We start from the raw sequence: 13,422 nt of genomic DNA, 5'->3' as shown, positions 1-13,422 counted from the left end.
CCAATGAACCAGCACGGAGGGTTTTTATTTTATGACTTATTTTGATTCGAAATTGAAAATATTCACTTGTAATTCTAACCCAAAGCTTGCCCATCAAATCGCGGATTATATCGGAATTCCTATGGGCGAATCTCACACGACCAGTTTCAGTGACGGCGAGATTCAAGTAAAACTCTCCGAGAGCGTGCGCGGCTGTCATGTATATATCGTGCAGTCTACTTGTGCGCCGGTGAATGACAATTTGATGGAAATGCTCGTGATGATCGATGCGTTGAAACGGGCTTCCGCCAAAACGATCAACGTTGTCATTCCGTATTACGGATATGCACGTCAAGATCGCAAGGCTCGTTCCCGTGATCCAATCACGGCGAAACTGGTAGCGAATTTGATCGAAAAAGCAGGGGCTACCCGCGTCATTGCCATGGACTTGCATGCCATGCAGATCCAAGGATTTTTCGATATTCCCGTCGATCATCTGCTCGGCGTGCCGATTCTGGCACAGTATTTCCGTTCGAAACAGATCGAAAATCCCGTTGTTGTCTCGCCTGACCATGGCGGTGTGGTTCGCGCGCGCAAGCTGGCTGACTTCTTGAACGCACCGCTTGCGATTATTGATAAACGCCGTCCGGAGCCGAACGTCAGCGAAGTCATGAACATCATCGGTAACATTGAAGGGAAAACGGCGATCCTGATCGACGATATCATCGATACGGCAGGAACCATTGTGCTGGGGGCAAATGCTTTGATGGAAGGCGGCGTGAAAGAAGTATATGCATGCTGTACGCATCCGGTATTGTCGGGTCCTGCGATGGAGCGTTTGGAAAACGCACCGCTGAAAGAGGTCATCGTGACGGATACCATTCCAATTACGCATGCCAATCCGACGAGCAAGCTGAGAGTGCTGTCTGTTGCACCTTTGCTTGGTGAAGCGATCATCCGGGTTCATGAGGAACTGTCCATTAGCAAACTATTTGAAATAGAATAAGGCTGTCTGCATCATCTAGAAGTGAGGGGTTACGTTTTCCAGTTCAATGGAAAATGTAACCCCTGTCGGCGTGCTAATAAAAATAAACCCCGATCAATAACCGGGGCGGGAAATAAAACGAAATCGGCGCCGATGGAACAGCGTGTCGGCAATTTCGACAAATTGATGGTCGAAACGTGTAATCACACCGATTTCTACGTGGGTATCGCGGTCATATACCTGCACAGGGGTACGAGATTCCAGATGATAGATGAAATCATGATGCTGAGTCAGTTGTCCATTGTCTTCGCGCAAAACCCGCTCACCTTCCTGAGTCGATGAAATTAGGCTGTGAAAGTTACAGCAAATTGGAAGTTCACTTTCCTGATATTATATGTAATATATCAATCGAAGTCTATGCTATATGTTGGTTACCCGAAGGAGGGAATACAATGAAATGGATTGTCGGACTCGGAAACCCGGGCTCGAATTATGCCAAAACGAGGCACAACATCGGTTTTATGGCGCTGGATCGCCTGGCGGAGCGCCACGGCATTTCCATCACGCAGAACAAATGCAAAGCGCTGATTGGAGAAGGGAATATCAATGGAGTAAAAACGGTGCTGATCAAGCCGATGACCTACATGAATCTTTCGGGTGAATCGGTACGTGCATACATGGACTTCTTCAAAGTCAGCCTTGAGGACATGATTGTGGCGTATGATGACATGGATACGGAGATCGGCAAAGTGCGATTGCGGTATCAAGGAAGCGCAGGCGGACATAACGGAATCAAGTCGATCATCCAACATGTGGGCACGCAGCAATTCAACCGGGTGCGTATGGGAATATCCCGTCCCGAACCCGGACATGCCATCGTGGATTATGTATTGTCGACGTTTATGAAAAAAGAAAAAGAAGCGCTTGAACAGACGATTGAGCAGACCTGCAATGCGCTGGAGTTCAGTCTGGACCATACGTTTGAACAAACGATGGCGAAATTCAATGGCTAAACCGCTCTGAAGCATTAGCGAGAACAAAGACAGATTGTTTCCAGGTTGAAATCGGTCCGAATGGGGTATGCTGAACGTATAAACCACGTGCAGGAGGCATAGATATGTCAGTGAATTATGTGTGCAGGCATTGCCGCACCTTTATTGGACGGATCGATTCGGCTCGAATCACGGAGACGCAGCTCGGTTTTCATTTCTTGACCCCCGACGAGCGGAGGGATATAATAGCGTATAATTCCGGTGGTGACATTACCGTCCGGATTACTTGCGATTATTGCAAAGAAGCTCTGGACTCCAATCCCGAGCTCAGTTTGCTGGCCAACCCGCTTCAGTAGCGGAGCTGGGCAGCAGCAATCAACCGATTACAGATGATGGCGGCAGCGAAATGCTCCACCTTTATAGCCTTGGCAGCCTGCTGAGGCTTCTTTTCGGTTTGGGTAAAAACAGTCTCTCCCCCACAATAGGGAATCCGCATCAAACGGATTGTGGCAAAGAAACGGCAAATCCCTTATGATGGAACAGGAGAAAAAGGCAATGTTATCCAAATGTTAAAAGAACGCTTGGCTGCGTACATCATTAAGTAAGTTATAAGAGAGGTGCCCCTTTTGTTACAAGCACTTATACAGGCTTTTTCCAAAGATCCGGACTTTGGGTCCATCACTGCCGGTATTGAGTCCGGAATGAAGGAGCAGCTGGTTTCGGGGTTGTCCGGATCAGCACGGCAGATCATGCTGGCTGCACTTCATGAAGAGATGAACCGGCCATTGCTCGTCGTTACGCATAATATGTTTTCCGCACAAAAAATTGCAGAAGATTTACAGGAAGCGCTTTCACCAGAGCGTGTGCTTCTATACCCCGCCAATGAGCTTGTTGCCGCTGAAGCCGCCGTTTCCAGTCCGGAAACGTTGGGTCAGCGTATTGACGTGCTCGTTCAATGTGCCCAAGGCTTTCGAGGGGTCGTTGTCATCCCGTTTTCGGGGGTACGCAGATATGTACCGACTCCAGAAGTCATGGCCAGCGCCCGAATCACGCTAAAACAGGGAGAAACGCTGGAGCTTGATGCCTTCCTGCTGGAGATGGTGAAGCTCGGGTATCAGCGGGTAGAACGGGTTGAATCACGAGGAGAGATGAGCGTCCGCGGCGGAATCATTGATTTCTACCCGGTGACGTCCTCCGTTGCATACCGGGTAGAACTGTTCGACGACGAAATTGATTCCATCCGGACATTTGATCCAGCGGACCAGCGCTCGATCGAACGTATTGGCGAAATCACGGTGCTGCCATGCAGAGAGTTGATCGCCGACGGCGATCGGATGGAACGGGCGGCCGACACGGCTGCACTTATGCTGGAGAAACAGCTGGAGAAGGTGACGGACCGGCAGGCCAAGCTGCGCCTGCGCGAAGAGATTCATCGCGAGATTGAGCTGCTGCGAGAACATGTCTATTTTGATGAAATATATAAATATATATCCCCGCTCTATCCGGAGCACAAAACGATTTATGATTACTTGCCTGAGGATACGCTCCTTGTGCTGGATGAACCTGCAAGGCTGGGAGAGACTTCGAAACAGTTGGAGCGGGACGAGTCCGAGTGGAATCTGCATTTGATGCAAAACGGTAAAACGCTGCCTGATCTGCATCTGTCCGCGGACGGGGATGATTTGATATATGAACGTCCGTTCCAGACGCTCTTCATGTCAATCTTTTTGCGTCAGGTACCGCATACGCAGCCGCAAAACATCCTCAACTTTATCAGTCGCGGCATGCAGGATTTCCATGGACAGATGAACGTGCTCAAGGCCGAAATGGAGCGTTGGCATAAAGCAGGGGTTCGCGTTGTCATGCTCGCGAGCGGCGAGGAACGATTGGAGCGCATGCGGCGCGTGCTTGCGGATTATGAAATTCCTGAGCCGGAAATGCTGATCGGAAATCTGCAAACCGGCTTTGAGCTGCCATCGATTCACCTGGCTGTGGTCACGGAAGGCGAGATGTTTTCGCAGAAACAGCGCAAAGTTCGCAAATCCAGCCGCAATGTCGACAATGCGGAGCGGATCAAATCCTACAGCGAACTGAAGGTCGGCGATTATGTCGTGCACCAGAACCATGGTATCGGTAAATATCTGGGGATCGGAACGTTAGAGGTTGCGGGCATTCATAAGGACTACATGCACATTTTGTATGCCGGCGGAGACAAGTTGTCCGTGCCAATCGAGCAGATCGACCTGATTCAGAAATACGTCGGTTCCGAAGAGAAGGAACCGAAAATCTACAAGCTGGGCGGCAACGAGTGGACGCGCGTAAAAAACAAGGTCCGTTCCTCCGTTCAGGATATTGCGGATGATCTGATCAAGCTGTACGCCGAGCGCCAAACGTCCCAAGGATATGGCTTCGACAAAGACACGCCGGAGCAGCAGGAATTCGAGGCCATGTTCCCTTATGACGAGACACGGGATCAGATTCGTGCCATCGAGGAAATCAAAAAGGATATGGAACAGAATCGGCCTATGGACCGCCTATTGTGTGGTGACGTCGGATACGGCAAAACAGAGGTCGCCATTCGTGCTGCCTTCAAAGCTGCCATCGAGGGAAAACAAGTTGCTGTACTTGTGCCCACAACGATTTTGGCGCAGCAGCATTACGAGACGTTTCGCGAACGTTTCGGCGAATATCCTTTCAACATTCAGGTGCTCAGCCGATTCCGTTCCCGCAAGGAACAGAACGAGACAGCCAAAGGCATCAAGGCCGGAACGGTGGATATCGTAATCGGTACGCACCGGCTGTTGTCTCAGGATTTGGTATTCAAGGATCTCGGATTGCTGATCGTCGACGAAGAGCAGCGCTTTGGCGTTACCCATAAGGAAAAGCTCAAAAAATTGAAAACCAACGTGGACGTGCTGACGTTAACGGCGACGCCGATTCCGCGTACCCTGCACATGTCGATGCTGGGCGTACGGGATTTGTCGGTCATCGAAACACCGCCGGAGAACCGTTTCCCTGTGCAGACGTATGTCGTCGAACACAGCCAGACATTGGTGCGTGAAGCCATCGAACGCGAGCTTGCCCGGGGAGGGCAGGTGTATTATTTGTACAATCGGGTTCAGGGCATTCACGAAAAGGCAGCAGAGATATCCGACCTGGTGCCGGAAGCAAAGGTTGGCGTAGGCCATGGACAGATGTCGGAAACGGAGCTGGAGAAAACCATTCTGGACTTCCTGGATGGCGAATATGACGTACTCGTCAGCACAAGCATCATCGAAACGGGCGTAGATATTCCGAACGTCAATACGTTAATCGTTCACGATGCCGATAAGATGGGATTATCCCAGCTCTATCAGCTGCGCGGACGTGTAGGGCGCTCCAACCGGATTGCGTATGCTTATTTTACGTATCAGCGGGATAAAGTGTTGACCGAGGTGGCGGAAAAACGCCTGCAATCCATTAAAGAGTTTACGGAACTGGGCTCCGGCTTCAAAATCGCGATGCGCGACTTGTCGATCCGCGGGGCGGGCAATCTGCTCGGTGCGGAGCAGCACGGCTTTATCGCATCCGTCGGTTTCGATCTGTACTCCCAGATGCTTGCCGAGGAGATCAACAAACGTAAAGTAACCATGTTGGGCGAAGCACCAGTGCCATCCGATCAGTGGAATACGACGCTTGATCTCAGCATTGACGCGTATTTGCCGTCCGATTATATTTACGACAGCATTCAAAAAATAGAGATTTACAAAAAAGTAGCGGTAATTTCCTCCTTTGAGGACGCGATGGAGTTGGAAGACGAGTTGGTAGACCGATTCGGCGATCTGCCGGAGGCGGTTATTAACCTCATGGCTGTAGCGAGACTTAAAGTGTATGGAAAAACCTACGGCATTGAGTCCATAACCCGCCGTGGCGATGACTTGACCATCAAATTCTATGAAGGCCGTGAACATGCCTTTGAACTGTCCAAAATCGCGAACATTGGAAATCAGTTCGAAAGACGTGTACAATTTGAGCAAGGGAGCCACATGCTGGTCCATGTCAAAGGCAAAGGTCTCGAGGACAAGCAATTGATGGAACTGGTCGAGAAGTTTATGGAGTCCTTACAAAGTGCTTTTAAATCAAAGGGGGAACCAAAGAATGTTACTAAAGTATAAAAACGTGAGGAAAGTGCTGTCCGTCAGCATGGTTGCAGTACTTTCCCTGTCCTTGCTTGCCGCATGCGGCAAAAAGGATGCCGAAAGCACGAACGATCCGAAGGATACGAGCGCTGTTGTGGCAAGCTACGAGGGCGGTACCATTACCGCCAATGAATTCGATATGGAACAACGGGTTATGAAATTCCTGTATCCGGAATACGCACAAATGATGGACATGGACGACTTCAAGGACTTTCTGGTACGTCAGGAAGTCGCTTATGAATACCTGAGCAACAAGGCAAGCGAAGAAGCAAAGACGGCAGGCGCCAAGGCGGCGACCGAGCAGTTTGACAAAATGAAAGCCCAGGTCGCAGCCGATCAATGGACCGAAATGACCAAGGCACAAAACTTGACCGACCAAAACATCAAGGATTACATGACTCGCATCATGACGGTCATCAAGGACAAGGAAACGGGTGTAACCGAAGACCAGATCAAATCCGAGTTCGAAACGAACAAAGATCAATACACGACGGCAACCGTTCGTCACGTTCTGATCAATTTCACGGATCCGGATACGCAAAAAGAACGCAAAAAAGAAGACGCGTTGAAATTGGCCAAAGAAGTAAAAGCGAAACTGGATGCCGGCGATGATTTCGCCAAAGTGGCGAAAGAATATTCCGAAGACCCGGGTTCCGCGGAAAAAGGCGGCCTGTATGAAAACGTGCCTGTCGGCAATTGGGTAGAAGCCTTCAAAGAGGCTGCCAAAACGCTGCCGCTCAACAAAATCAGCGATCCGATCGAAACCGAGTACGGTTATCACATCATGAAGGTAGAAGCGCGCACGGAAGCAGATTATGCCAAATTGACGGATGAGCAAAAAGAGAGCCTGAAGAGCCAGCTGGCCGCTACCGAGATCGACAAGTTCATGTCTGATGAACTGGATAAGATCGTCAAAGAAGTAAAACTGCCTAAGTCCGAAACGAGCGAAGAAGGCAAGACGGAAAGCGGAACAACGGGCACTGGAACCGATGCAGGAACAAGCAAGGAAGGCGATAAAGCCGGCGAAACGAAAACCGACGGTACAAGCAGCACCGATTCCAAAACGGATCAAGGTACGACTGGAACAGATGCAAAAAGCGAAAGCACGGAATCCGGCAGCAAGTAAGAGCCAATACACCAGTGGGTGGACAAGTTATGAAAGCGAGGGAGGCCTTTTGGCCCGCCCTTGCTTTTTTGCTGTCTGATCGGGGAAGAATAGGCATAAAGTCACCTTTTGTCTGGTAAGCACAACGATATCCCCCAAGGCATGTATAAGGAAATGGGAACAGATGAATACTATGGTCAAGATATTACAAATCACGTTCTGGGATTCTCCTCTGCCCATTAACGAACAGTAGTTTAAAAATCTTCTCGAGAAAGTGGGGCAACATGTGAAATGAAAGCTACTGGTATTGTTCGCCGTATTGATGACCTCGGCCGCGTGGTCATTCCGAAGGAAATTCGCCGTACGTTACGGATTCGCGAAGGTGACCCGCTGGAAATTTTCGTGGATCGCGACGGAGAAGTCATTTTGAAAAAATACTCACCGATCGGCGAGCTTGGGGACTTTGCCAAGGAATATGCTGAATCGCTGTATGAAAGCACAGGCCACGTCACTCTGATTTCGGACCGTGATACGATCATCACTGTAGCCGGAGGCTCCAAGAAAGAATATTTGGACAAGCAGGTCGGCCAGATGGTCGAAAATTGCATGGAGAACCGGAAGACCATTCTGGAAACAGGAAGCGGCTCTTACGAAATCAGCAAGGATCATGACGAGACGTTATCATCCTTTGTCATCGCACCGATCATTTCGGGTGGAGACCCGATTGGAACCGTCATTTTGTTCAACAAGGACGAATCCGTGAAAATGTCCCAGTTGGAAGTGAAGATGGCTGAGACGGCCGCAGGGTTTCTTGGCAAACAAATGGAACAATAAATTACTTAGTCAACTCCTGAAGCCTGCTTTGGCGAACAGGAGTTTTTCTATTTTATTCGTCTGCGCACCGATCGGGAGGTATAATACAAGCATATGCTTGTTATTCTTGATCGGAAATGGTGCAGGAGGAGATTATGGGACAGCCATCTACGGCTTCGAGGTTGCTGCAGGGTGCGTTTGTGCTCGCGCTGGCGGCCATTATGTCGAAAGTCATCGGAGCTTTTCAGAAGATTCCGCTGCAAAACTTGGGGGGCGACGGTGTTTTCGGCATTTATAACACGGTGTACCCGTTCTATATGATGCTCATCACGATTGCAGCGGCTGGATTGCCTGCTGCGGTCTCCAAGTTCGTGGCTGAAGAAAATGCATTGGGGAGACCGGAAGAAGGACGGAGAGTTGCCCGCCTGTCCTCCGCCTTGCTCGGGGGAATCGGATTGGTCATGGCTGCCCTGATGTATGCGGGAGCCCCCCTTCTGGCAAAGATTATCGGAAACAGCCATGTAGCAGCATCAATACGTACCGCCTCGCTTGCGTTGCTCTTTGTGCCTCTGATGACAGGACTGCGAGGATACTTTCAGGGACTGCAGCAAATGGTGCCTACGGCCGTATCCCAAGTCTTGGAGCAAACGGTTCGGGTGACGGTCATGATTGTTCTTTTGTTATGGCTGTTAAGGAAAGAAACCTCGCTGGAGACGATTGCCGCAGGTGCGATGCTCGGATCGGCAGCGGGCGGCATCGCTGGACTGTTGGTTATGCTGTATTTCTGGCATCGCCATCGCCTGAAGGCTGTGGACCAGAGCGGACCGACGGGTACATGGAGCAGGACAGGACGATGGAAGGAGGACCCCGTACAAGGGCAGATGGAGACAACCGGGGCAGCAGGCAAACGCAGCAATGCCGAGTGGGTTCGTATGTTAATGGCTTACGCGATCCCGGTTTGTCTCGGTTCGTTGGCCGTTCCCCTCATGAACCTGGTGGACACGTTCACTGTGCCGCGGCTGCTTCAGCGCGAAGGATTGGACGAAATCGGGGTCATGGTCGATTTCGGTATTTACAATCGCGGCCTGCCGCTCGTGCAGATGGTGACGATGCTGGCCACGTCACTATCGGTGCTGTTCATCCCGGCGATGGCCGAAGCCCGGCTGAAGGGTGGGCCGGAAGCCGTAAGACAGCAAGCGGGCATGGCGCTGCGCTGGTTTTGGCTCATCGGCCTGGCAGCATCCGCTGGGCTTGCGGTGCTGGCGGAGCCGATCAACCGCATGCTGTACGGGGATGCCGCAGGCACGGAAGCTTTGCGGTACATGGCGCTGACGGCCGCGGGCAGCACCGTCAGCATTATCGCGGCGGCGCTGCTGCAAGGCCTCGGCGCCGTGCGCGCTCCCGCGTTCAGCATGCTTGCCGCCGCAGGCGTCAAGGCGCTGCTGAACGTGCTGCTCGTGCCGGCGCTGGGCATCAGCGGCGCGGCGCTGGCAGGCGCGGCCGCCTACATGCTGGCGGCCGGCCTGAACGTGGCGCTGCTGGCGCGGCGAAGCGGCATGCGCCCGGCCATCGGCGCCGCCCTGGCGAAGCCGGCGCTGGTGATCGCCGCCATGGGCGCAGCGGCGGCGGTCGCCGCCTGGACCGCCGAAGCGGTGCTCGGCGGCGTGGGCATCGCGGCCGATCGCAGGCTGGCCGCGACGGGCATCAGCCTGCTGGGCATGGCCGCAGGCATAGCCGTGTTTGTGCTGGCCACGGCGCGAACCGGGCTGCTTACCGCCGCAGAGCTGGCGTCCGTTCCGAAAGTGGGCGCTCGCCTGGCCGCGATCTTGCGCAGACTGCGTATTCTGCGCTAGTCACCCGCTCATGCTGCACAGCCTGCATGAGCGCCATTTACAGGCGAGCGGCAGATTCTGGTATAATACGTGTAATCATGATGCGACGCCCGGTTCGAAAGAGCGGGACGCAAGATACGGAGGTTTGTGCATGAGCGCAGCATTAACGGTGGTTGGCCTGGGTTCGGGAGATGCCGATCAACTGACGATAGGAATCGTGAAAAAAATGAAGCAGGCGGCCGTTCTGTACGTCCGCACGCTGGATCACCCTGTTCTGGACGATCTCAGGCAGGAAGGGCTCAAGATGACGTCGTTCGATTCCATCTATGAATCGAAGGCTTCTTTTCCGGAAGTGTATGACGAGATTGCGAACCGGCTTATCGAAGCTGCATGTCAAGGTGAAGGCGGAAGCGAAATCGTATATGCCGTTCCAGGGCATCCCATGGTTGCCGAAGCCAGCGTGCGGCTGTTGAAGGAGCGCTGTCCGGACAAGGGAATATCGCTGCGGGTGATGGGCGGAGAGAGTTTTCTGGACGAAGCGTTCATCCGCCTCGGTTTTGACCCGATTGAAGGGTTCCAGCTGCTTGATGCAAGCAGCTTGAGTCCGGAGTTGATTCAGCCCCAACTGCATACGCTGATCGGACAAGTGTATGACACGTTCACCGCTTCCGACGTGAAATTGTGCCTGATGGAAGTGTATCCGGATGAGTATCCGGTCTATGTCGGTCATGCGCTGGGCGTGCAGGATCAGGAAATCATCCGGAAAGTGCCGCTGCATGATCTCGATCGGGTCGAAGGATATGGGAATCTGTCGCTGATCTATGTGCCAAGAAATACGGAAGATCATTTGCGCCGCCGCTCATTTGCCCGCCTGCACGAGATCGTGAACATTCTTCGCAGCCCTGGCGGATGTCCGTGGGATCAGGAGCAAACGCATCAGAGCATCCGCAAAAACCTGATCGAAGAAACGTACGAGGTCATCGAAACGATAGACGAGGACGATCCGGACCACATGAAGGAAGAGCTCGGCGACCTGCTGCTGCAGATCATGCTGCACTCCCAAATGGAGGAGGAGGTCGGCACTTTTAACGTGTACGATGTCATTGAAGGGTTGAACGACAAGCTTATTTTCAGGCATCCGCATGTTTTTGGCGAAAATCAGGCCAGCGATGCGCATGAAGCGCTGCAGAATTGGGAACAGATGAAAGCAGAAGAGAAACGCCGCAAAGGCCAGGACCTGAAGGCAGCCTCTGTTCTGGACGGCATACCGCCCGACCTGCCTGCCCTGATGAAAGGATACAAGCTGCAGAAAAAAGCAGCCAAAGTCGGCTTTGACTGGGACGATGTCGATGGCGTATTTGCCAAAATCGAAGAGGAGCTGGCTGAGCTGAAGGAAGCCGTACAACAGAATCACTCCGACGAACAACGCAAGCTGGAGCTCGGCGATCTTTTATTTGCCACTGCCAATGTGGCACGTTTCATCGATGCTGATCCTGAAGAAGCGCTGGCTGCAACCAACCGGAAGTTCACGAAGCGTTTCCACTACATCGAAACCCGGTTGCGCGAGCAGGGGAAAACCCCTGCAGAGAGCAATGTTGAGGAGATGGAAAGATACTGGCAGGAGGCCAAGCAAAGAGGCTTGTAAACGGAGCGGTCGGTACATTCGTTCTTAGAAATCCAACTTAGATGAATGACGCTGGATTTGAAATCCCGTATAATGTTGATTGGCATGGATCGGTTTAGGTATTGGACTTGACGGTCTTTGGCGAATTGGTGTGGCGATTGTTAAAAAAAGTCGTCGCCGAAGGCAGGAATTCGAAGCCGAAGCCAGAATACATGTGTAGTAACCTTGCGCGAATCAAGGTGCGGCTTATATGCTGCAGCGCATTCGCAGATACTTTTTTTTCAATTTGGGAGGCTTCTAAAAGATGAACAAAACAGACCTGATCAACAACATTTCCACGAAAAGCGGATTGACTAAAAAAGACGTCGAAGCTGTACTGAACGGCTTTTTGGGCGAAATTACAGATGCACTTGCTAGCGGAGACAAAGTACAATTGATCGGCTTTGGCACTTTCGAAACCCGCAAACGTTCCGGCCGCACTGGCCGCAACCCGCAAACAGGGAATGAAATCGTTATTCCTGAGTCCATTGTTCCTGCATTCAAAGCGGGCAACAAGCTTAAAGAAGCTGTAAAATAATGCGTCTTGATAAATTCCTGAAGGTCTCAAGGCTGATCAAACGCCGCACGGTGGCCAAAGACGTTTCCGAACAGGGACGCGTGCTGATCAATGGACGAGAAGCCAAGCCAAGCGCTGCCGTTAAGGTAGGCGATGAGCTGACGGTTCAGTTCGGTCAGAAACTGGTCACGGTAAAGGTAGAGCGACTTGCGGAGAGCACCAAGAAGGAGGAGGCGACCAGCCTCTATACCTTGGTTAAGGAAGAGCCGATCGCAAAGGATAACGGGCTGAACTGGTAACATTCGCCTGGGATGCCTTGCAGCATCTTTCTGCAAAACCATCGACATAGGGCTGTCCCGTAAGTCATGCAATTGACGAGGGGCAGCCCTTTTGGCTTTTCGTTCAGCGACAATTCTATTTTGTTTCTGTTAGTACCCAAGGTTCTATTCCTTTCTTCTGCTCCATAAGCTAGGTGTAGAAGGAGGGGTACATGCCATGGTTGAGTACGGTAAGCCAAAGCAGCATCATGTGAACATGCAAAATCGAAAGCTGTTGGATCTGACAGGTGTTTCGAATGTGGAGAGTTTTGACAGCGAGGAGTTTTTGCTTCAAACTGAACTTGGACATTTGACCATCCGCGGACATAATTTACATATCAAAAACCTGAACTTGGAGGAAGGTTTGCTGTCCATAGAAGGCACAGTGAGTTCACTCCAGTATCTGGACCCCGGTTCCCAGACCAAAAACGGCAAGGGCTTGTTCGGCAAGATGTTCCGATGAGTCCGGATACTCAATGGATCACTTTGGTGTGGATGGTCCTTTCGGGAGCCGTAATGGGAGTGGCCTATGACAGTTACCGGGTGTTATGCGGGCAACTACGATTTCCGAGATGGAGCGTCCACACGCTCGATCTGTTGTATTGGATCGCTTCGGCGCTGTTCGTTTTTCGGATGCTGTACGCCGGCAACCATGGGCAGCTGCGTTTTTATGTCTTTTTGGGGCTGATTGTGGGGGTTTGCTTCTATTTTTGGCTTTTAAGTGTTACAACCCAACGTTTTGTGGTAATGTTAATTAAACTCGCAAGAACGCTGATTCATTGGTGTGGACATATCCTTAACGTCCTTGTCGTCATGCCCGCCAAAGGGGTATATAAGCTAGTGCGCGTGTTGTTGGGATTTATACTGGCGATTCTCCTTTTTGTGGGCAAGCTCGTATTGCAATGCTTGGTGCCTTTCGGAAAGCTGCTTCGCTGGATGTTCAGGCCGCTGCTGAAGCATTGGGTAACGCCGCGCTGGATGATTCAGGCGTGGACAAGGGTTGCAGCGATATGGAAACGCTGGTTTTAAGGAGGTCCGTAT

Annotated in this window: 13 protein-coding genes; 12 read left to right on the top strand and 1 reads right to left on the bottom strand. The window is 51.7% G+C overall.

Annotation, left to right across the window (positions count from 1 at the left end; genetic code table 11):
- The first annotated feature begins 31 nt into the window (after positions 1-31).
- Positions 32-985, top strand: a complete 954-nt coding sequence (locus RSX24_RS30230; RefSeq protein ID WP_236421341.1) for a ribose-phosphate diphosphokinase — start codon at positions 32-34, stop codon at positions 983-985.
- A 93-nt stretch (positions 986-1,078) separates the two neighbouring features.
- On the opposite strand, the gene RSX24_RS30225 is transcribed toward RSX24_RS30230, so the two are convergent.
- Positions 1,079-1,279, bottom strand: a complete 201-nt coding sequence (locus tag RSX24_RS30225) for a hypothetical protein (protein WP_236421340.1) — start codon at positions 1,277-1,279, stop codon at positions 1,079-1,081.
- Positions 1,280-1,416: 137 nt separating this feature from the next.
- Here RSX24_RS30225 and pth point away from each other — a divergent pair, with 137 nt between their 5' ends.
- From pth to yabQ, 11 genes are all read left to right on the top strand, one after another.
- Entirely contained in the window at positions 1,417-1,977 is a 561-nt protein-coding gene (pth, locus tag RSX24_RS30220; protein WP_236421339.1) for an aminoacyl-tRNA hydrolase, read from the top strand.
- Between the two features lie 104 nt (positions 1,978-2,081).
- On the top strand, positions 2,082-2,312 hold the full coding sequence (gene fin / locus RSX24_RS30215; RefSeq protein WP_236421338.1) for an anti-sigma-F factor Fin: 231 nt from the start codon (positions 2,082-2,084) through the stop codon (positions 2,310-2,312).
- Positions 2,313-2,582: 270 nt separating this feature from the next.
- Positions 2,583-6,110 carry a transcription-repair coupling factor gene (gene mfd / locus RSX24_RS30210; RefSeq protein WP_236421337.1) on the top strand — a complete coding sequence of 1,176 codons (3,528 nt, stop codon included), beginning with the start codon at positions 2,583-2,585 and terminating at the stop codon, positions 6,108-6,110.
- Entirely contained in the window at positions 6,094-7,260 is a 1,167-nt protein-coding gene (locus tag RSX24_RS30205; protein WP_236421336.1) for a peptidylprolyl isomerase, read from the top strand. The genes mfd and RSX24_RS30205 overlap by 17 nt, the downstream gene beginning before the upstream one ends.
- Before the next feature lie 270 nt (positions 7,261-7,530).
- Positions 7,531-8,073, top strand: a complete 543-nt coding sequence (gene spoVT / locus RSX24_RS30200) for a stage V sporulation protein T (RefSeq protein WP_236421335.1) — start codon at positions 7,531-7,533, stop codon at positions 8,071-8,073.
- 134 nt (positions 8,074-8,207) lie between these two features.
- Positions 8,208-9,905, top strand: a complete 1,698-nt coding sequence (locus tag RSX24_RS30195) for a putative polysaccharide biosynthesis protein (protein ID WP_343262698.1) — start codon at positions 8,208-8,210, stop codon at positions 9,903-9,905.
- A 130-nt stretch (positions 9,906-10,035) separates the two neighbouring features.
- Entirely contained in the window at positions 10,036-11,529 is a 1,494-nt protein-coding gene (gene yabN, locus RSX24_RS30190; protein WP_343262697.1) for a bifunctional methyltransferase/pyrophosphohydrolase YabN, read from the top strand.
- A 283-nt stretch (positions 11,530-11,812) separates the two neighbouring features.
- The gene (locus RSX24_RS30185; RefSeq protein WP_236421332.1) at positions 11,813-12,085 is read left to right on the top strand and encodes an HU family DNA-binding protein; all 273 of its coding nucleotides are present in this window, start codon (positions 11,813-11,815) and stop codon (positions 12,083-12,085) included.
- Positions 12,085-12,363, top strand: coding sequence for an RNA-binding S4 domain-containing protein (locus RSX24_RS30180; protein WP_236421331.1), 279 nt, complete (start codon positions 12,085-12,087; stop codon positions 12,361-12,363). Before RSX24_RS30185 ends, RSX24_RS30180 begins: the two co-directional genes overlap by 1 nt.
- Positions 12,364-12,559: 196 nt before the next feature.
- Entirely contained in the window at positions 12,560-12,844 is a 285-nt protein-coding gene (gene yabP / locus RSX24_RS30175) for a sporulation protein YabP (RefSeq protein ID WP_236421330.1), read from the top strand.
- Positions 12,841-13,410 carry a spore cortex biosynthesis protein YabQ gene (yabQ, locus tag RSX24_RS30170; protein WP_236421329.1) on the top strand — a complete coding sequence of 190 codons (570 nt, stop codon included), beginning with the start codon at positions 12,841-12,843 and terminating at the stop codon, positions 13,408-13,410. The genes yabP and yabQ overlap by 4 nt, the downstream gene beginning before the upstream one ends.
- Positions 13,411-13,422: the final 12 nt, after the last annotated feature.

The sequence above is a fragment of the Paenibacillus hubeiensis genome, assembly GCF_032334105.1.
Classification (GTDB): domain Bacteria; phylum Bacillota; class Bacilli; order Paenibacillales; family Paenibacillaceae; genus Paenibacillus; species Paenibacillus hubeiensis.
The sequence above is the reverse complement of the archived record's forward strand: the minus strand, read 5'-3'. Positions and strand labels throughout refer to the sequence as shown.

What these genes read in the sequence shown, in the direction of transcription:
- RSX24_RS30230 (WP_236421341.1), top strand. Translation starts at nt 32, where the DNA reads ATGACTTATTTTGATTCGAAATTGAAAATATTCACTTGTAATTCTAAC.
- spoVT (WP_236421335.1), top strand. Translation starts at nt 7,531, where the DNA reads ATGAAAGCTACTGGTATTGTTCGCCGTATTGATGACCTCGGCCGCGTG.
- RSX24_RS30195 (WP_343262698.1), top strand. Translation starts at nt 8,208, where the DNA reads ATGGGACAGCCATCTACGGCTTCGAGGTTGCTGCAGGGTGCGTTTGTG.
- RSX24_RS30180 (WP_236421331.1), top strand. Translation starts at nt 12,085, where the DNA reads ATGCGTCTTGATAAATTCCTGAAGGTCTCAAGGCTGATCAAACGCCGC.
- yabP (WP_236421330.1), top strand. Translation starts at nt 12,560, where the DNA reads ATGGTTGAGTACGGTAAGCCAAAGCAGCATCATGTGAACATGCAAAAT.
- fin (WP_236421338.1), top strand. Translation starts at nt 2,082, where the DNA reads ATGTCAGTGAATTATGTGTGCAGGCATTGCCGCACCTTTATTGGACGG.
- pth (WP_236421339.1), top strand. Translation starts at nt 1,417, where the DNA reads ATGAAATGGATTGTCGGACTCGGAAACCCGGGCTCGAATTATGCCAAA.
- yabQ (WP_236421329.1), top strand. Translation starts at nt 12,841, where the DNA reads ATGAGTCCGGATACTCAATGGATCACTTTGGTGTGGATGGTCCTTTCG.
- RSX24_RS30205 (WP_236421336.1), top strand. Translation starts at nt 6,094, where the DNA reads ATGTTACTAAAGTATAAAAACGTGAGGAAAGTGCTGTCCGTCAGCATG.
- yabN (WP_343262697.1), top strand. Translation starts at nt 10,036, where the DNA reads ATGAGCGCAGCATTAACGGTGGTTGGCCTGGGTTCGGGAGATGCCGAT.
- RSX24_RS30185 (WP_236421332.1), top strand. Translation starts at nt 11,813, where the DNA reads ATGAACAAAACAGACCTGATCAACAACATTTCCACGAAAAGCGGATTG.